Genomic DNA, 18,052 nt, shown 5'->3' on the forward strand with positions numbered 1-18,052 from the left:
CGCAGTGTTGCAGCGACCCACTAACGAGGAGCAAGATAATGGCACACAAGAAGGCTGGTGGTAGCACCAAGAACGGTCGCGATTCCGAAAGTAAACGCCTTGGCGTCAAACTGTTCGGTGGTCAAGCGGCCAAAGCCGGTAACATCATTGTTCGTCAGCGCGGTACTCGTTTCCACGCTGGTAACAACGTTCGTATCGGTCGTGACCACACTTTGTTCGCAACCGCTGATGGCGAAGTAAAATTCGAAATCAAAGGTAAGAACAACCGTAAGACTGTTAGCATCGTTCCAGCGGCTTAATTCCGTTTGGTATGATGGCTCGACGCCCTGCAGCTATCGGCTGGCAGGGCGTTTTTGTTTGTATCCATCCTTGAGGGTTCTGTATGAAGTTCGTTGATGAGGCGACCGTATCCGTTGAAGCCGGCAAAGGGGGCAATGGCTGCCTGAGTTTTCGTCGCGAAAAGTTTATCCCCAAGGGTGGTCCGGATGGCGGCGATGGTGGCGATGGCGGCTCAGTGTTCTTAGAAGCCGATGAATCCATCAATACCTTGATCGATTACCGCTACACCCGTCGTTTCAAAGCACAGAATGGCCAGCCGGGCGCCTCGCGAAATTGTACCGGTGCCAAAGGCGAAGAGTTGGTGATGAAGGTGCCGGTCGGTACCACTGCCATCGATGCCGATACCGGCGAAACCTTGGGCGATTTGACCTACGCCGGTGAGCGTCTGATGGTCGCACGCGGCGGTTATCATGGCCTTGGCAACACGCGCTACAAATCCAGTACTAACCAGGCGCCGCGCCAAACCAAGCCGGGGCAGGAAGGGGAATCTCGCAACCTGAAACTGGAGCTGAAAGTGCTGGCCGACGTTGGCCTGCTGGGTATGCCCAATGCTGGCAAATCGACCTTCATTCGGGCGGTGTCTGCGGCCAAGCCGAAGGTAGCGGATTACCCCTTTACCACCTTAGTGCCGAATTTAGGTGTGGTGTCGTTAGAGCAGCATCGTAGCTTTGTGATTGCCGATATCCCGGGTCTGATCGAAGGCGCCTCAGAAGGCGCAGGCTTAGGTACGCGTTTCCTGAAGCATCTGGTGCGCACTCACATCTTATTGCACATCGTTGATATGGCGCCGTTTGATGAATCCGATCCGGCCGAAAAGGTTATGGCCATCTCGCGCGAGTTGGAGCAATTCTCGCCAGGTTTGGCGGCACGTGAACGCTGGCTGGTGATGAACAAGCTGGATCTGATTCCAGAAGGTGAGCGTGAGCAGCGCTGTCAGGAGCTGCTCGACAAGCTCAACTGGGATGGCCCGGTGTACCGCATCGCTGCCATCAGCCAGCAGGGCACCAAAGCCTTGGTAGGCGATATCATGAACTTCATTGATGAGCGCCAGCAGCGCGCTCTAGAAGATGAAGACTACGCCGATGCTTTGTTGGCTGAGCGTGAGCAAGTCGAAGAAGAGGCTCGCGAGCATATGGAAATGCTGGCCGAACGTCGTCGTGAAGAGCGCGCTGCGCGCAAAGCAGCACAGCAAGACGATGATGACGACGATTACGATGTTGAAGTGGTGTTTACCAACGAATAAAGCCTAAGGGGCGGTCATGAGCGAGGCATGGCAAGAGTATCAGGCGGCGCGTGCGCAGTTAGCGCAGCGCCACCGTTGGGTGATTAAAATTGGCAGCGCGTTGCTGACCAATGACGGTCGCGGCCTAGACCGCGAACGCATCGCTCAATGGGTCAATCAAATGGCGGCGTTAAAGCAGGCTGGCCACGAAGTGGTGCTGGTGTCGTCAGGCTCGGTGGCTGAGGGTATGAAGCGACTGGGTTGGCAGCGCCGCCCAGAGCAGCTGCATCAGCTGCAAGCCGCGGCCGCCGTTGGTCAAATGGGGCTGATTCAGGCCTACGAAAGTGCTTTTGCTGAGCATCAGTTTCACACTGCACAAATCTTGCTGACGCACGACGACTTAAGTGACCGTCGGCGCTATTTAAACGCCCGCACCACGCTGCGCACCTTGTTGGACATGGGTGTCGTCCCCATTGTGAATGAAAATGACACCGTGGTGACGGACGAAATCTGCTTTGGCGACAACGATACTCTGGGCGCTTTGGTCGCCAATCTGGTGGAAGCCGATTTATTGGTATTGCTAACGGACCAAGACGGTTTGTACACCGCCGACCCGCGCACTCATGCTGATGCAACCATGGTGCATCAAGGGGCGGCATCGGACCCGGCCTTTAAAGCCATGGCCGGCGGCGGTGGCAGTTTAGGGCGTGGCGGCATGGCGACTAAAGTGCGTGCAGCCACACTTGCAGCGCGCTCGGGCGCCGATACCATCATCGTCGGTGGTCGTTTGCCTGCCGTGATTGAGCGGCTGCGCCAAGGCGAAGTGCTGGGCACGTTACTGCAGGCGGATGCCGAAAAGCTGGTGGCGCGTAAACAGTGGATTGCCGGTCATTTGCAAACCTGTGGCGAGCTGGTACTCGATGCCGGGGCGGTCAATGCCGTGCAGAGCCAGGGGCGCAGCTTGCTGCCCATTGGTGTCGCCGCTGTGCAAGGACAATTTGAACGTGGGCAGGTGGTGGCCTGTCTGAATGAGCAGGGTCAACTAGTGGCCAAAGGTTTGGTCAACTTCAGCTCTGACGAGGCGCGCTTGATTGTGCGCACACCAACGCGTGAGTTGGTGAATGTGCTGGGCGTGGTCAGTGACCCGGAAATGATTCACAGAGACAACTTAGTCGTTCTGTAACCGCAACAGGAAATAATCATCATGATTCAGTCGGTTGATGTCGCAGGTTTGCAAGTGCGCAATGACGCGCCTTTCACCTTGTTTGGTGGCATGAATGTGTTGGAAAGCCGTGATTTGGCGCTGCGCATTTGTGAGCACTATGTCCAAGTCACTGAAAAACTGGGCATTCCGTACGTATTTAAGGCGTCGTTTGATAAGGCTAATCGTTCGTCGATTAACTCCTATCGTGGCCCTGGCATGGAAGAAGGGCTGAAAATCTTTGCCGATATCAAGGCGCAGTTCAATGTGCCCATCATCACCGATGTGCATGAGCCGTATCAGGCCGCTCCGGTGGCAGAAGTGGTGGATGTGATCCAGCTACCGGCGTTTTTGGCGCGTCAGACCGATTTGGTGGTGGCGATGGCGAAAACTGGCGCGGCAATCAATGTCAAAAAGCCACAGTTTTTAGCGCCCCATGAAATGCGCCACATCCTCACTAAGTTTGCCGAAGCCGGTAACGAGCGAGTGATGCTGTGTGAGCGTGGCTCCAGCTTTGGTTACAACAACCTGGTGGTCGACATGCTGGGTATGGATGATATGAAGCGTCAGGCGCCGGTGGTGTTTGATGCCACTCACGCACTGCAGCGCCCAGGTGGCCGCGCTGATTCCGCCGATGGTCGTCGTGCTCAGGCGTTTGAATTGGCGCGCTCGGGCATGGCGCTGGGCATTGCTGGTTTGTTTATCGAAGCGCATCCAAACCCGGCCGAAGCCAAGTGCGATGGTCCATGTGCGTTGCCGCTCGACAAATTAGAGCCATATCTGGCGCAAATGAAGGCAGTCGACGATTTGGTCAAGTCATTTGAACCTGTGGTGATCGACTGACTGTTGACAGTGGTCGGATGAGTCTGGATAATTCCGGCCCTCTATTATGGAGCCTGAGCATTGGCTCAGCTCCGAACTAACTGAAATAACCAAATTTGAGGAGCCGACTGTGGCAAATTCTGCTGGTTCTCGTAAACGCGCCCGTCAGGCTATCAAGCGTCGTGCTCGTACCGTAGCGCTGCGTTCAATGGTGCGTACTTACATCAAGAAAGTAAACGCTGCTGTTGCAACCGGTGACTATGAGCAAGCTCAAGCTGCGTTCACTAAGTCTCAGCCTTACATCGACAAGATGGTAAACAAAGGTATCATGCACAAGAACACTGCTGCACGTACCAAGAGCCGTCTGAATGCTAAGGTCTTCGCACTGAAAGGCTAATCGCCGAACAGTTCGAAAAAACCCGCTATAGGCGGGTTTTTTTATGTCTGACGTAAGGCCCAGGAACAGCATGTCGGATCAGGAAGCACAGTCTTCGAGCTTGTTACGCTCATCCAGTATCGTCAGTGTAATGACCTTGCTGAGTCGGGTATTGGGGCTGGTGCGCGATGTGGTGGTGGCGCAGTACTTTGGCGCTCGCGCCGACGCGTTTTTTGTTGCCTTCAAAATTCCCAATTTTTTTCGCCGTTTATTTGCCGAAGGCGCCTTTACCGTCGCTTTCGTGCCGGTGTTGGGAGAGTATCGCGCCCAGCGCAGCCTCAATGAGGTGCGGCTGTTTGTTGCCCATATGTCCGGCACGCTGGGCACGATATTGCTGGCTGTCACGGTGCTGGCAATGCTGTTTGCCGATTATCTGCCTTGGTTATTTGCCCCTGGTTTTCGCTCGGATGCAGCAAAGTTCGCCCTCACCGGCGACTTACTGCGTATTACCTTTCCTTATTTACTGTTTATCTCCCTCGCGGCCTTTAGCAGCAGCGTTTTGAATGCCTACGGCCGCTTCGCTGTACCGGCCTTTACCCCGGTGATTTTGAACGTCTGCCTGATAGCGTCGGTGTGGCTGCTAACGCCGTATTTTGCAGAACCATTGTTTGCCCTTGCTTGGGGTGTGTTTATTGCTGGTGCTTTGCAGTGGCTGTTCCAGCTGCCGTTTTTGGCGCAGCAGCGCATGCTGGTGTGGCCTAAGCCCAATCGCCAGGACGACGGAGTCAAGCGGGTCGGAAAGTTGATGCTGCCGGCGCTGTTTGGTGTCTCTGTTAGCCAGATAAACCTGTTGCTCGACACCTTGCTGGCGTCCTTTCTGGAAGATGGTAGTGTCAGTTGGTTGTATTACGCCGATCGGTTGAACAACCTGCCGTTGGGCATTTTTGCCATTGCCATTGCCGTGGTGGTGCTGCCCAGCTTATCGGCGCAGCACGCCAGTGAAAATCGTCAACGCTTTGCCGACATTCTCGACTGGGCGGTGCGTATGGTGTTGTTGTTGGCACTGCCTGCGGCGCTGGCTTTGGTCATGCTGGCGACACCGCTGATGGCGACGATTTTTTATCACGGTGAAATGACCGCTTATGACATCGGCAAGATGGCGCTGGCGTTGCAGGCCTATGGCAGTGGTTTGCTGGCCTTTATGCTGATCAAGGTGCTGGCGCCAGGCTATTACGCCCAACAGGACACCAAAACACCGGTGCGCATCGGCATTCAAGCCATGGCATTGAACATGGTGTTGAACCTGTTGTTGGTCGTGCCGCTGCAGCATGTGGGGCTGGCGCTGGCGACGGCGTTGTCGTCTTACTTTAATGCCCTGATGTTGTATTGGGGATTGCGGCGTAATCAAACTTTAGCGCTGCAACAAGGGTGGTGGCGTTTTCTGCTGAAAGTGTTGCTGGCGCTGTTATTGTTGGCTGCCAGTGTTTGGTGGCTGATGGGGGATGCGCAGCAGTGGTTGCAGTTGAGCGCCTGGCAACGTGCTCAACGCATGACCTGGGTGGTGTTAGGCGGTGTGTTGGTGTACTTCGCCGCGCTTTTGATGTTAGGCCTGCGGCCACGGCATTTACGTGGTGTTCGTTTTGAGTGATGCAGTCACCATGCCACCTGTTCTGGGGCACCTGTTCTGTGCCACCTGAGTTAGCTATAATCCTGCCTTCATTTTTTTAGGGCGTCAGGCATGCGATTGGTGCGAGGGCTGTACAATTTGCCATCCGGTTTTGCCGGCTGTGTTGCCACCATTGGCAACTTTGATGGTGTACACCTGGGGCATCAGGAACTGTTGCGCACCCTGCGCCAGCAAGGTGAGCGCCACAACCTGCCAACGCTGGTCATTCTGTTCGAGCCTCAGCCGAAAGAATTTTTTGCGCCGCAACAAGCGCCGGCGAGACTGGCGAGCTTGCGTGACAAGCTGCGTGATTTGACCGGCACCAGCCAGTATCCCGGTGTGGATTACGTCTTGTGCCTGCCGTTTAACCAGTCTTTACGTTCTATGTCGGCGCAGCAATTTATTCAACAAATTCTGGTCGATGGTCTGCGCCTGAAGCATTTGATTGTTGGCGATGACTTTCGCTTTGGCTGTGATCGCAGCGGTGATTATCGAGCACTGCAAAGTGCCGGCGAGCAGTTTGGCTTTTCGGTGCAAGATACGCCGACGTTAGAGCTTGAAGGCGAGCGCATCTCCAGTACGCGCGTGCGCACGGAACTGTTGACCAATAATTTAGCCAGAGTTGGGCGCTTGTTGGGGCGGCCGTATCGTATGTCTGGACGCGTTGGTTATGGTCGTCAATTGGGCCGCACCCTCGGTGCGCCCACCGCCAATGTGTTGATTGCGCGCAGCAAGTTGCCCCTTAACGGTGTGTATGCGGTGCAAGTGCGCGATGACGACACCGCCGAAGAATACTTGGGTGTTGCCAACATCGGCGTTAAGCCGACGGTCACCGGTGAGCCCGAACCGTCACTCGAAGTGCATCTGTTTGGATACAACGACAATTTATACGGCCATCATTTAACGGTGGCGTTTATGCACAAAGTTCGTGAAGAGAAGAAGTTTCCAGATCTGGACGCGTTAAAAACCGCCATCGAAGCCGATTTTAACGCCGCCAAGCATTATTTTGCCGCCATGCCCGGCGCATTTCGTGGTCAGCGGACCACCGAGTTTAGCTTTTTAACTAAGTGACCCAATTATGAACGATAAAGTGGAAAGCCAGTACAAATCGACCCTAAATCTGCCGGATACCGAGTTCCCTATGCGCGGTAACCTGGCCAAGCGTGAGCCTGAATTATTGGCCCGCTGGGAAGAAATGGGTTTGTACCAGCAAATTCGTGAGGCTCGTGCTGGTCGCGACCGCTTTATTTTGCATGATGGTCCTCCGTACGCCAACGGCACCATTCACGCTGGTCACGCGGTGAATAAGGTGTTGAAGGACATCATCATTAAGTCACAAACGCTAAGCGGTAAAGATGCACCGTATGTGCCTGGTTGGGACTGCCACGGTTTGCCAATTGAGCTGAAAGTGGAAGAAAAAGTCGGCAAGGTGGGTGAAAAACTCAGCGCCAGCGAATTTCGTAAACACTGCCGTGAATACGCTGCTGAGCAGGTCGACGGCCAGCGCACTGACTTCAAACGTTTAATGGTGCTGGGCGATTGGGATAACCCTTACCTGACCATGGACTATAAGTTCGAAGCGGACATCATTCGCTCGCTCGGCCGCATCATCGATAATGGCCACCTGCACAAAGGTTTCAAGCCGGTTAATTGGTGTAGCGATTGTGGCTCGGCCTTGGCCGAAGCCGAGGTGGAATATCAGGATAAAAAGTCCCTCGCCATCGATGTGAAATTTGCTTTTGCTGAACCAGCAAAACTGGCGCAAGCCTTTGGCGTTGAGCGCGCACTGCCGGCGAGCCTAGTGATCTGGACCACCACGCCGTGGACCCTGCCATCAAATGAGGCGGTGTCGGTGCACCCGCAGATCGAATACTCCCTGGTGCAACTTAATGAGCAGCAGGAATTATTGGTGCTGGCATCAGATTTGGTCGAGGCTGCGTTGCAGCGCTACGGCATTGCAGACTATGAGGTGATTGCAACGGCGACAGGCTCTGCATTTGGTCAGCTGGCTGGGCAAGATAGTGCTCCATTTATGCTGCAGCATCCATTTATTCCAGCCGCAGACGGCAGCGCTAAGATGGTGCCGGTGATCACTGGTGATCACGTTACCGCGGACTCTGGTACCGGTGCGGTGCACACCGCGCCGATGCACGGTGCAGATGACTATGTGGTGTGCAACCAATTTGGCATTACTTCTGAGCGCATGCTGGTGGATGATGCCGGTAATTTTGTCGCCACGCCTGTGCTGGAAGCGCTGGAACTGGCTGGTTTAAGCACCGCTGATAAAGGCAACTTCCGCGTGCTCGGCTTGTTGGTTGAAAACAATGCCTTGCTGAAAAAAGAAAAATTCGAGCACAGCTACCCGCATTGCTGGCGTCATAAAACGCCGATCATTTTCCGTGCTACGCCGCAGTGGTTTGTGAGCATGACTCAGGCGGGGCTGTTAGAGAATGCCAAGCGCGAAGCAGACGAAAATGTTTCATGGCGTCCAAGTTGGGGCAAGGCGCGCATCGAGAGCATGATGAACAATCGCCCAGACTGGTGTATTTCGCGCCAGCGTACCTGGGGCGTGCCAATCACCTTGTTTACACACAAGCAAACCAACGAATTGCACCCAAATACGGCGCAACTGATCGAACAGGTTGCAGGTTTGGTTGAGCAACAAGGCATTGATGCCTGGTTCGAGTTGGATGCCAAAGCATTGCTGGGCGACGACGCTGAGCATTACAACAAGGTTACCGATACGCTGGACGTTTGGTTTGACTCCGGCGTAACGCACACCGCTGTGTGTTTGCAGCGCGAAGGGCTACAACTGCCAGCGGACTTATACCTAGAAGGCTCCGACCAGCATCGTGGTTGGTTCCAGCATTCACTGCTGACCAGTGTCGCTGATACTGGTAAAGCGCCATTTAAAACTGTGTTAACCCATGGTTTTGTGGTTGATGGCCAGGGCCGGAAAATGTCGAAATCGCTCGGCAATATCATTGAGCCCAAAGCGGTAATGAATAAATTGGGTGGTGACATTTTACGCTGGTGGGTGGCGGACACCGACTACAGCGGTGAAATGAATGTCTCGGATGAAATTCTCAAGCGTACCGCCGATGCCTATCGCCGGGTCCGCAATACTTGCCGCTTTATGCTGGCCAATATCAATGGCTTTAATCCAGCGACAGACATGGTCTCTGGTGACGAGCTATTGCCGCTGGATGCTTGGATTGTCGATTACAGCCGCGAACTGCAAAACAGTTTGATCGCTTATTACAACGCCTATGATTTTAAATCGCTGACCAAAGCATTGATGAACTTCTGCGTCAGTGAGTTGGGAGCTTTTTATCTGGATGTAATTAAAGACCGTCAATACACCTGCAAAGCGGACGGCTTACCTCGTCGCAGTGCGCAGACGGCGCTGTATCACATTCTTGAAGCGATGAGCCGCTGGATTGCTCCTGTGCTGTCATTTACCGCGGAAGAAATCTGGGAAAACTTGCCGGGTGAACGTGGTGACTCTGTGATGCTGGCCGAGTGGTACCAGCAGTTCCCTCAGACCGCTCAGCACACTTTGGGGGATGCTTACTGGCGCCGAGTGCTGGAGGTGAAGCAAGCGGTCAACGGTGCTTTGGAAAAAGCACGTAACGACAAACTGATTGGCGCCAGCTTAAGTGCCGAGTTGGATTTGTACGTCAGCGATGAGCTCAAAGCTGAGTTGGAAAAACTGGGCGATGAACTGCGCTTCGTATTACTAACATCAGCGGTTCGTTTGCATGCGCTGGGCGATGATGGTGAAGCAACGGATGTGAAAGGTTTACGCGTGAGCGTTAGCGCCTCTGAGTTGCATAAGTGTGATCGTTGCTGGCACCACAGTGATACCGTAGGCAGCAACGAGCAGCATCCGGAACTGTGTAATCGTTGTGTCGACAATGTGGAGGGCGATGGTGAAGTCCGTCGTTTTGCTTAATGTCGATATTTAAAACAACCGCGTTGCGCTGGTGGTGGCTAGCGGCATTGGTGCTGGGTTTGGACTTGCTGACCAAGCAAGTCGCCGAGTACGTGCTGGAATATGCTCAGCCTGTGTATGTGCTGCCCGTGTTGGATTTCACCTTGCTCTACAACAAAGGCGCGGCGTTCAGTTTCTTAGCCAATGAATCCGGTTGGCAGCGCTGGTTTTTTACCGCCATTGCGGTGGGGGTCAGCGTTATGCTGATCAATTGGCTGCGGACTTTACCGCGTGAACAACAATGGCTACCCATTGCCCTGACGCTGATTCTCGGCGGAGCGTTGGGGAATTTGTTCGACCGTGTTGTCTTTGGTCATGTGATCGATTTTATTTCCGTGCACTGGAACGACGCATATTTTCCAGCGTTTAACCTGGCGGACTCTGCCATCACAGTAGGTGCCGTTATGATGGCCATTGATGTGATCCGAGAAATGAAAGAAGAGCGGCGCAATAAAGCGGAGGGTAAATCATGAGTGTGGATGTTATTGGAACCAACAGTCAGGTGACGTTGCACTTTGCTTTAAAGCTAGACGATGGTCAGTTGGTTGATTCTACTTTTGAACGTGATGCGGCCAAGTTAACCATTGGTGATGGCAACTTATTGCCTGGTTTTGAGGCTTGTTTGATGTCATTGAAAGCAGGCGACCATCAGACTTTTACCGTTGCGCCAGAAAACGGTTTTGGTCAGCCTAATCCACAAAATGTGCAGCGTATGAAGCGCAGCGATTTTGCTGTGGATATGCCGTTATCACCTGGTTTGATGGTGTCCTTTGCCGATGCGCAAGGGGCAGAGCTGCCAGGTGTGATTAAAGAAATTGAAGGCGATGCGGTGTACGTTGATTTTAATCACCCGCTGGCTGGCAAAGAGTTGCTGTTTGAAGTGCAAGTGATCGAGGTCTCGAATGCAGATTAAATTGGCAAACCCACGCGGTTTTTGCGCCGGCGTTGATCGAGCGATTGACATAGTAAACCGTGCGTTGGAGCTATTTGAGCCACCGATTTATGTACGCCACGAAGTGGTGCATAACAAGTTCGTGGTCAATGATCTGCGCGAACGTGGGGCTATTTTTGTCGATGAACTGCACGAAGTGCCTGATGACGCGATTGTGATTTTCTCTGCTCATGGTGTCTCGCAAGCTGTACGCCATGAAGCTCGTGAACGTGGCCTGAAAGTATTTGATGCGACTTGCCCACTGGTGACTAAGGTGCACTTGGAGGTGACCCGTTACAGCACCGAGGGCAGTGAGTGCATTTTAATTGGGCACAAGGGCCACCCAGAGGTGGAGGGCACCATGGGGCAGTACGACTATGCTGCTGGTGGCGATATTTATTTGGTGGAAGATGAAAAAGACGTTGCTGAGTTGCAAGTACGTAACCCAGATAAACTTTCGTACGTTACTCAAACGACGCTGTCTATGGACGATACCGCGCGAGTTATCGACGCACTGCGCGCCAAGTTCCCCAATATTGAAGGCCCTCGCAAAGACGATATTTGTTACGCCACACAAAATCGCCAGGACGCAGTTAAAATCTTGGCAGCGGAATGTGATTTATTGCTGGTGGTGGGGTCGGTCAATAGTTCTAACTCAAACCGTTTGCGTGAGCTGGGTGAGCGCATGGGCGCTAAAGCCTTTTTGATCGATAACGCCGATGAGATATCGCCAGAGTGGTTCGAAGACGTTGAGCGTGTTGGCATTACCGCTGGTGCGTCAGCGCCAGAAGTATTGGTGCGGGAAGTGATCGAGCGGTTAAAAGAGTTGGGCGGCCAAGAGCCAGAAGAACTCCAAGGGCAGCCAGAAAATGTAGTTTTCTCGCTGCCGAAGGAGTTACGGATGAAAAGCTTATAACGGCTTTCCATTTCGCTCGCGTTTTCCCGCCGTATTGAAGACGATATTGCCATCACTTTTCTGGTCACCAAGAGCGGTGGCCGTTACTTCAATGCATTGCGACTCTGTTTTTGTGCCACATTTTGATAGCCCTAAAGAATAATAGCCGCCCGGAGTAGATGCACTAAAGCCCACATCGGACAGTTTTAGTGTGTACTTAGCATTAGTAGCATAGTAACGCTCTTGCGCGTCCATAAGACGCTGAATAGTGTCAAGTGCATCGGTTCTTCTTCCGCGTTGAACATACTGGGCATATTGAGGCATGGCCAGTGACGTTAATATCGCGACAATGGCGATTGTGACTAATAGCTCGATCAGTGAGAAACCTGAATGTCTCATAAAAATGTTACCTGTTTTGCATATTGGGTAGCCAGAATGTTGAGGTATTGATATAGCGTGCCACTCGATCGTTGGCATAAGTAATTTCAGAGTCGAGCAGCTGGTACCCTCTACGGCTGTTATTGAGAGTGTCATCTTCAAATGATCGTGATAATAATGCTATTTTGACTGCCACAACACGTGCGGCCATGTTGGGGTTACTATTAAGATAGGTTCCATTGACATACCGCTCGACAGTTCCTGAGTCAGCTTGACTCGAAGCCTCGATTCCATACAGCACTTGCATGCTTTCAATCCCACTGGCGATGCTTTCTTTGCTTCCAACTAGCGTGGTTGAGCCGCCTGCGGTGCTATAGGTGGCACACTTGAGTTGGAATGCGGTGGTTAAATCGCTGACATCACCTTTTTCTATCCAATACACATCAATGACGCCATTAGGTGCATTCTGCGCCGAATTGGGCAAGGTTGTACCTGCACAGGTTTGCATAAGCTGTGGGGCTTCGTTTAAGCCTGGTGAGCTTAAGCGTCTCAGTGCTAAAACATCACCACCATTGGCGTTACTTTTCACGTCTTTGTGGCAATGAGCCGCTCCGGAGCAGCTGGTGTCGACCACATCAAAAACAAATGTGGTATTACGATATCCCGCATTTGGAACTCGCTCTCCCAGCCATGCCATTGCGAGTCTTCCTGCCTCTTGAGCTTGGGCCAGTCCGGTCGATGTACTGGCGCTGCGAGAACTATTAATCATGATATTGCTGACAAATATTGTGATAATTGACGCGAGTAGCAACGCCACCATCAGTTCAACCATAGACAGGCCTTTGGATGCCTTGCGTTGGTTCATAGTTGAATATCCCGGCTGATCGAAACGGTACCGCCTGGATCCTTAGCGCCGCCTAAATCACTATCGCTGGACACTCGGCTAGTCCACTGAACTGTGATTTTTGCAGAGCGATTAGTCGCGTGAGGCTCTATGATGAGCTTCGCATCAGGGATGAAGTCGGCAGCGTTTTTGTTGAGATTCGCCTCTTTGGCAGCGGCGGGGCAGCTAGAGGTCCAGATATCGTACTTGGCCATTTTGGCCCCAGTGCAGGCGGTATCACCCTGACAGATGGTTCCATCATAGCCGCTGCAGGTGAAACTCTCAGTCTTGTACTGTTGTAGATTGTCCCAGTTTGCATACATCTTATTTGTTATCTCATCTATCATCCAAATAGCATGTGATCTTGCACCAGAGTCTATGGTGGCCTTATTAATGTTGAGTTGCATCATGCTGATACCCAGCAGACCAATGATACTGATGGCCAGTGTTACCAATACCTCGATCATACTGAAGGCTCTCAGTCTGCTCATTTGCATACATTTTCTCCCTTCAAAATAATCTGACCAATACGATTGATAAACAGAGTGCGAACTCGCGTGCCGCGACACCCTGCTACATCGATTTTAACTTCTCCACTTTTATTGGCTCTACCCCTAGCAGAGAAGACAATGGGAGTTGACTTGCTGAAATCATCGCTGGATATATTGCCCTTGCTTTCTAAATTGGTAACTCGAAGCTCTTCGTTTAGCGTTCCTGAGCCGTTGTCTCCTAGAATACGCCAACCTCCATCCCAGCCTGAGCGTGGCTCAAGCATGACACTAACGCCGTTGGTGACGGAGTAATTGCGGGCATAGCGAAGATCGTTTTCCAGCTCGCGATAAAGACGGTCAGCGAGCTGGCTTTGGTTCATGCCGCTAATATAGGGTACTGCTGTTGCCAGCAGCACCCCCAGAACGCCCAGAACGGCCATGAGTTCAAGTAATGTCGTACCTTTAACGCTTTTCATTAGGGAGTCGCCTTAGGCATTACTTCTGCGGGGTCTGCTTCCCGCCAGAAGGTGCGCTGAAGAATATTTAGGCCGCCTTCAACATCGAAGACATTTAATCCTACGACAACCTTTGGCCCTTCGTTGGTGCCATCTGGTTTGTCCGGCGGGAATACCAGCTTAGGCTCGGGCGGAATGGTGGAGCCAACATTCTCAATGCTGTCTTCCTCGGGTTTCATGCCGTCCTCGGGGGTCAGGCTCAGGTTCGGTTTTAATATGATCAGCCGGCTTTGTCCCAAATCTGGCTGACAACCTGCTTCAATACTGCCAGAGGAAGGGCGGAAAGTGGTAGCGTATATAGTGTCGCTTACAGTGAGCGTGTTAGACAATACTTTCTCACCGGTTCCCTTGAGTGTGTAGTAATAACCGTTTTCGCGCTGTTCTGCGCTGGCAGAAGCATACGTGTGGTAGTCCGCTAGTTTAGGGAGTTTGTGGTTGGCGTACTTAAAGTCTTTGGGCGGATTTGAATGATCATAATCGTTGATAACAAAAATACGATCTGTGGTCGCAGTTGATAATGGACCTGGGCGATAGCCTGAGCCCATAGTAATTTGGTAGCGTGGACGTTTCAGGTACTGGACGTTCGTATTGTCATTAGGATCCACCGACTCAACATAGCCATAGTTGGTGTACACAACATCGGGCTTAGCAAAGAAACGCTCATAGTTTGCATCGAGTGTGTCTTCTTCGGTTAGGTTGGCATCAAACAGCACTCCTCCTTTGGCATATTCACTAGCGCTATTGCCTTTGGTGAAGTCGATACGCCAAAGTCTGCCACCCACATCTGTGGCATACAGTAAGTCACTGCTGCCATCACCGTCCATATCAACTGGCGTGATTTCACTGACAATGCTGGAGGTCATGTCGGCAAGGGAAAGTCCTTTTGCACCAGCAGCTTTTGTCGCTTTCCAAAGTAGCTCAAAGGCCGTACCGGTAGCTTCATCGTTTGCGGTTATCATGTAAATGGCATTACCTACAGAGCTTTCAATTCGGCTACCACGTGAGCCGCTGTCGTCTTCCAAAGGATCATAACCGCCACCAAAAATGAAGACGGGGACTTTTTTACTGTTCCAGTCAACATAGGCGAGACGCATGGGAGACCAAGTCTGTCCCAGTTCAGAGAAGTCACCGGTGTTGCTAATGACCTTTGCCAGTCTAGGTTGCTGATAGTTGCTAACATCAAAAATATAATATGCATGGCCTCCGCGACGCATTGCAACGGCCAAGTAAGCAGTCTCGCCGCTATCAATTCGGCCGTCACGATCCTCGTCATCATGATAAACCGACATGGGGCCATCGAACCCGTAGATTTTTCTGTTGCTATCAATTCCGTTGCCCCAGCGTTGCTCAGCGAATACGGGCAAGTTAGGCAGTAACTCTTTGGGAATAAAGGACCAGAATTCTTTAGGATTATTCACGCTGGGGTCAAAAGCATGTAAATAGCCGGCGTTATTGGTGCTGTACAACACATCTTGGGTACCACTGTCGCTCTGGTATTCCAACACAAAAGGAGTGCCGTGCAATGAATCCGCCAGAATGGTGCGTTTTTGGTCTTTGCCATCAATAACGTCAATGCCTCGAGCCCATTTTAGTGCTTTTGTTCGGCGACTGGCCTCGTCTACACCTAGGAGGGCCTCGGTTATGTTTGTATTTGTCTCAGTAACCCGGTTGCCAGAATTAATAAATGAAGTTTTCGATTCACCGGTTGCTGTCAGGCTAGTGTAAACTGGTCGATCGCTGGTTAGACGGTTTGATAAGCCACCACTGGTAACTTGTTGGCCATCAGCAGCAGTGGACCAATAGCTGTGAGCGGTTTCACTAAAAAAGCCAGTTTTTTTATCTACCGCTAGGCTATTTTTAGAGTCATAGATTTCCCCCGAAGGCGATAAACGATAGCGTTTGATGTTGCCTGCCCAGGCTGGGCTATTGGCCGATGGTTCAAATAACGTGTAATACACATCTGAGCGGTGTTCAAGGGAGCTGACGTTGTTAACTGAAACGACTGGTGCAGCAAAACTGCTGCCTTCGTTCGATATGCTGTCAAAGATACTTTGCAGAGCTGTAACCAGCTCCGCTTCATTGCTGGCACTAAGGCTTTTTTTCGTGCCGCCTTGAATGGCCATGTTTGTTAGCAGGTCTTTACCAGCTTGGCCAACCGCGAAGCCACCTACGGTATGGATTTTAATATTTTGCTTGATGGTGTTTGCATCCCCCTTTTTTCCTGTGATGCTTGCATCATCAAAAAAATCGGTATTGTAAGCCCAATAAGCGAGCTCTTCACCACAGTACTTATTGCCTTCGCTGTCGCATTTGCTTGATAGCCCCGCAGCATTTTTGTTACTACCTGACGCAGCATTAAATAAGTCTTTGATGGTTGAGTTACTGTCCTCGTCGTTAGACGGATTGCCGTCTGTGAAGACCACAACGTGTTGTTTCTGGCAGGTGGCCGTCATTGGGTGAATGTATTTATTTCCTGATGTGATTGAACTAGGGCTGCCGTATTTTTTGTTACTTAGCCAATTGTAACCATATATGAATGGATTGGTTTGAACGGTGTATACCTGATTGTAACCGGTACCCGATTGTTGCTTACCCCAGACTATATCTCTCCCTGTCAAGTAATTAATGGCTTCGAAGGTAGTCTCCACGAGAGGAGTACCATTACCAGCTGTCAGACCATTAATGGCGCTAATAATTCTGGACTTCTCGTCGGATTCACCTGTGGATGCCAGTGGCTCAACCACATAGCCACCCTGGCTGCCTTTGTTTTTGGCATCATGAAAGCGCATGATGGCAATATTGATCGGCTTGTCTTCTGAAATCTTGTTGATAGCCGCGATAGCGGAGTCTTTGACGATTTGAAGGCGGGTCTTTTCACCTGCTTTCGGTCTCTGGTTGCTGGCATCTCGCCATGACATGCTGCCCGAAGTGTCGATTACAAAGACAACATTGGGCGGGATGCGTTTGATGTTGTCTGGCCGGAAAATCTCGGTATCGTCAGCCATGACTAGGCTGTTGTGTGCTAGCCCGAGTGCTACCAGTGTTAGCCAATAAAGTTTCATTATTTAATCTCCTTCAAGTCTCACTCAGGTTGACGGGATAATGCGTTGCAAGCCAATTTCTTGGGTGCTGGATAACACCCCACCTCTACCGTTTGCAGAGCTGGCAGAGGCGTATAGTGATAAGTCACAGCCTGCACCGCAGCCTTGTTTACCTTTGAGAAAATCGTCGTACCCCAGAGGCGTGGGAATAGAACGAACAACAGTGGTGGGCTGAGCATCCAAGACAGGGCTGGTAAACTTAGGTGCTGTTAATATTGGGGTGGTGGCGCCTGTTTGTTTTAGCTCAAATAACTTGAACTTAGACTCACCGAGAGTTTTGCCACCCTCCACTGCCGTGGATTCTGCGGTGTTGACGGCGACCAGCAACTGTTTTTGTACTTTCTCATCGCGTTCAAGTGCGTCATAGACATAAGTCAAAGTGCCTTTGACACTGTTCTCAACATCTTGGGAGTGTTGAAGGTTGTTGACCATCTTTAACTGCAAGCTGGATCTCTCCATCGCCACTAATGCGCCCAATGTGATGGCAGTTAAGATCACCAAGCTGAGGATAAGTGCGGATCCACGTTGTGTCGTCATTGTCTGTTCCTGATAAGGTCTCTGCGATGACTAACATAACTGCTCGGTGTCTGTTGTTGTGAAGCTCCAGACAAGCGGAGTTGAGTAGGCCCTGAATGGTGCTGAAGGGCTCATGCTGATGGGCAGGGGGCATTTTTACCAGTGGCGGATTCTAGAATACCGTCGTTATTACTGTCCGCTCCATGGCGTACCCTGCCTACTCTGGAAATTATCAAAGACATCGTGATAGGTGGTTCAGTATCGCGGCAATATAGCAGCGAACCTGTAAAGCCTTGAGCAAATCCGCTTGGATAGAAGACAATGGCGGATCGCGGAAAATCTAGCTTCACTCCGTTTGCATGTTGCAATTGGAAATGAGTCAAAACTTTGTCGTTTGGATCGATCGTACGATTTCGGTTGAGGTCTTCAAATAGTGTGATCTTGCCCTCGGACCAGTTGGTTGAGCATTCATTTGCCGATATAGGACACAGCACTGCCGGCACACCGCTCGAGATCGCGTGCCCGCGAGCTTGGTAGACCAACTGCCTAAGTGCTGTAACTTCTGAAAGTGCTAGCTGCCGCTTGAAAAAGTCATCCAGAGCGGGCAGCGCGACTGCGGACAGCGTAGAAACAGTCATGAGAACCGTAATGAGTTCTGTCAGAGTCATACCTGCATTGCGAGCATTGTTCATCGCATCTACCTCCTTGTAGAGTTGGATAAT

The 18,052-nt window shown here is 51.6% G+C and carries 18 protein-coding genes; 11 read left to right on the plus strand and 7 right to left on the minus strand.

Annotated elements, in window-relative coordinates:
• Positions 1-38: 38 nt before the first annotated feature.
• The 11 genes from rpmA (at position 39) to ispH (ending at position 11,467) form a co-directional block, all read left to right on the plus strand.
• Positions 39-299 (plus strand): 50S ribosomal protein L27, encoded by a 261-nt coding sequence (gene rpmA / locus CHH28_RS09530; RefSeq protein ID WP_094060094.1) that lies wholly within the window; start codon positions 39-41, stop codon positions 297-299.
• An 83-nt stretch (positions 300-382) separates the two neighbouring features.
• Complete coding sequence (gene cgtA, locus CHH28_RS09535) at positions 383-1,582, plus strand: Obg family GTPase CgtA (protein ID WP_094060095.1); 1,200 nt, start codon at positions 383-385, stop codon at positions 1,580-1,582.
• Positions 1,583-1,598: 16 nt separating this feature from the next.
• The gene (gene proB, locus CHH28_RS09540; protein ID WP_094060096.1) at positions 1,599-2,744 is read left to right on the plus strand and encodes a glutamate 5-kinase; all 1,146 of its coding nucleotides are present in this window, start codon (positions 1,599-1,601) and stop codon (positions 2,742-2,744) included.
• A gap of 21 nt (positions 2,745-2,765) precedes the next feature.
• Positions 2,766-3,605: a 3-deoxy-8-phosphooctulonate synthase gene (kdsA, locus tag CHH28_RS09545; protein ID WP_094060097.1), complete on the plus strand. Its 840-nt coding sequence runs from the start codon at positions 2,766-2,768 to the stop codon at positions 3,603-3,605.
• Between the two features lie 109 nt (positions 3,606-3,714).
• Entirely contained in the window at positions 3,715-3,981 is a 267-nt protein-coding gene (gene rpsT, locus CHH28_RS09550; protein WP_094062032.1) for a 30S ribosomal protein S20, read from the plus strand.
• Positions 3,982-4,051: 70 nt separating this feature from the next.
• Positions 4,052-5,608 (plus strand): murein biosynthesis integral membrane protein MurJ, encoded by a 1,557-nt coding sequence (gene murJ / locus CHH28_RS09555; RefSeq protein ID WP_094060098.1) that lies wholly within the window; start codon positions 4,052-4,054, stop codon positions 5,606-5,608.
• 90 nt (positions 5,609-5,698) lie between these two features.
• The gene (ribF, locus tag CHH28_RS09560; RefSeq protein WP_094060099.1) at positions 5,699-6,697 is read left to right on the plus strand and encodes a bifunctional riboflavin kinase/FAD synthetase; all 999 of its coding nucleotides are present in this window, start codon (positions 5,699-5,701) and stop codon (positions 6,695-6,697) included.
• A 7-nt stretch (positions 6,698-6,704) separates the two neighbouring features.
• Positions 6,705-9,581: an isoleucine--tRNA ligase gene (gene ileS, locus CHH28_RS09565; RefSeq protein WP_094060100.1), complete on the plus strand. Its 2,877-nt coding sequence runs from the start codon at positions 6,705-6,707 to the stop codon at positions 9,579-9,581.
• Entirely contained in the window at positions 9,581-10,093 is a 513-nt protein-coding gene (lspA, locus tag CHH28_RS09570; RefSeq protein WP_094060101.1) for a signal peptidase II, read from the plus strand. Before ileS ends, lspA begins: the two co-directional genes overlap by 1 nt.
• Positions 10,090-10,533 carry an FKBP-type peptidyl-prolyl cis-trans isomerase gene (gene fkpB / locus CHH28_RS09575; protein ID WP_094060102.1) on the plus strand — a complete coding sequence of 148 codons (444 nt, stop codon included), beginning with the start codon at positions 10,090-10,092 and terminating at the stop codon, positions 10,531-10,533. The genes lspA and fkpB overlap by 4 nt, the downstream gene beginning before the upstream one ends.
• Positions 10,523-11,467 (plus strand): 4-hydroxy-3-methylbut-2-enyl diphosphate reductase, encoded by a 945-nt coding sequence (gene ispH, locus CHH28_RS09580; protein WP_094060103.1) that lies wholly within the window; start codon positions 10,523-10,525, stop codon positions 11,465-11,467. Before fkpB ends, ispH begins: the two co-directional genes overlap by 11 nt.
• Here ispH and CHH28_RS09585 read toward each other — a convergent pair.
• From CHH28_RS09585 to CHH28_RS09615, 7 genes are all read right to left on the minus strand, one after another.
• Positions 11,462-11,845 carry a type IV pilin protein gene (locus CHH28_RS09585; RefSeq protein ID WP_199244087.1) on the minus strand — a complete coding sequence of 128 codons (384 nt, stop codon included), beginning with the start codon at positions 11,843-11,845 and terminating at the stop codon, positions 11,462-11,464. The two genes, ispH and CHH28_RS09585, sit on opposite strands and share 6 nt — an antisense overlap.
• Positions 11,846-11,852: 7 nt before the next feature.
• Positions 11,853-12,689, minus strand: a complete 837-nt coding sequence (locus CHH28_RS09590) for a PilW family protein (protein WP_094060105.1) — start codon at positions 12,687-12,689, stop codon at positions 11,853-11,855.
• Positions 12,686-13,174, minus strand: a complete 489-nt coding sequence (locus CHH28_RS09595) for a hypothetical protein (protein WP_157729862.1) — start codon at positions 13,172-13,174, stop codon at positions 12,686-12,688. The genes CHH28_RS09590 and CHH28_RS09595 overlap by 4 nt, the downstream gene beginning before the upstream one ends.
• 20 nt (positions 13,175-13,194) lie before the next feature.
• Positions 13,195-13,674: a GspH/FimT family pseudopilin gene (locus tag CHH28_RS09600; RefSeq protein WP_094060107.1), complete on the minus strand. Its 480-nt coding sequence runs from the start codon at positions 13,672-13,674 to the stop codon at positions 13,195-13,197.
• Positions 13,674-16,775: a VWA domain-containing protein gene (locus CHH28_RS09605; protein WP_094060108.1), complete on the minus strand. Its 3,102-nt coding sequence runs from the start codon at positions 16,773-16,775 to the stop codon at positions 13,674-13,676. The genes CHH28_RS09600 and CHH28_RS09605 overlap by 1 nt, the downstream gene beginning before the upstream one ends.
• Before the next feature lie 24 nt (positions 16,776-16,799).
• Positions 16,800-17,351, minus strand: a complete 552-nt coding sequence (locus CHH28_RS09610) for a pilus assembly PilX family protein (RefSeq protein WP_094060109.1) — start codon at positions 17,349-17,351, stop codon at positions 16,800-16,802.
• Between the two features lie 110 nt (positions 17,352-17,461).
• Positions 17,462-18,022 carry a GspH/FimT family pseudopilin gene (locus CHH28_RS09615; RefSeq protein ID WP_094060110.1) on the minus strand — a complete coding sequence of 187 codons (561 nt, stop codon included), beginning with the start codon at positions 18,020-18,022 and terminating at the stop codon, positions 17,462-17,464.
• Between the last annotated feature and the right edge of the window lie 30 nt (positions 18,023-18,052).

Source organism: Bacterioplanes sanyensis, from assembly GCF_002237535.1.
In the GTDB taxonomy this organism is placed as follows: domain Bacteria; phylum Pseudomonadota; class Gammaproteobacteria; order Pseudomonadales; family Oceanobacteraceae; genus Bacterioplanes; species Bacterioplanes sanyensis_A.

Coding starts and splice junctions, on each gene's coding strand:
- CHH28_RS09595 (WP_157729862.1), bottom strand. CDS start 13,174: ATGATCGAGGTATTGGTAACACTGGCCATCAGTATCATTGGTCTGCTG.
- fkpB (WP_094060102.1), top strand. CDS start 10,090: ATGAGTGTGGATGTTATTGGAACCAACAGTCAGGTGACGTTGCACTTT.
- CHH28_RS09610 (WP_094060109.1), bottom strand. CDS start 17,351: ATGACGACACAACGTGGATCCGCACTTATCCTCAGCTTGGTGATCTTA.
- rpmA (WP_094060094.1), top strand. CDS start 39: ATGGCACACAAGAAGGCTGGTGGTAGCACCAAGAACGGTCGCGATTCC.
- ileS (WP_094060100.1), top strand. CDS start 6,705: ATGAACGATAAAGTGGAAAGCCAGTACAAATCGACCCTAAATCTGCCG.
- ribF (WP_094060099.1), top strand. CDS start 5,699: ATGCGATTGGTGCGAGGGCTGTACAATTTGCCATCCGGTTTTGCCGGC.
- kdsA (WP_094060097.1), top strand. CDS start 2,766: ATGATTCAGTCGGTTGATGTCGCAGGTTTGCAAGTGCGCAATGACGCG.
- CHH28_RS09590 (WP_094060105.1), bottom strand. CDS start 12,689: ATGAACCAACGCAAGGCATCCAAAGGCCTGTCTATGGTTGAACTGATG.
- CHH28_RS09605 (WP_094060108.1), bottom strand. CDS start 16,775: ATGAAACTTTATTGGCTAACACTGGTAGCACTCGGGCTAGCACACAAC.
- ispH (WP_094060103.1), top strand. CDS start 10,523: ATGCAGATTAAATTGGCAAACCCACGCGGTTTTTGCGCCGGCGTTGAT.
- CHH28_RS09600 (WP_094060107.1), bottom strand. CDS start 13,674: ATGAAAAGCGTTAAAGGTACGACATTACTTGAACTCATGGCCGTTCTG.
- proB (WP_094060096.1), top strand. CDS start 1,599: ATGAGCGAGGCATGGCAAGAGTATCAGGCGGCGCGTGCGCAGTTAGCG.
- lspA (WP_094060101.1), top strand. CDS start 9,581: ATGTCGATATTTAAAACAACCGCGTTGCGCTGGTGGTGGCTAGCGGCA.
- cgtA (WP_094060095.1), top strand. CDS start 383: ATGAAGTTCGTTGATGAGGCGACCGTATCCGTTGAAGCCGGCAAAGGG.
- murJ (WP_094060098.1), top strand. CDS start 4,052: ATGTCGGATCAGGAAGCACAGTCTTCGAGCTTGTTACGCTCATCCAGT.
- CHH28_RS09615 (WP_094060110.1), bottom strand. CDS start 18,022: ATGAACAATGCTCGCAATGCAGGTATGACTCTGACAGAACTCATTACG.
- CHH28_RS09585 (WP_199244087.1), bottom strand. CDS start 11,845: ATGAGACATTCAGGTTTCTCACTGATCGAGCTATTAGTCACAATCGCC.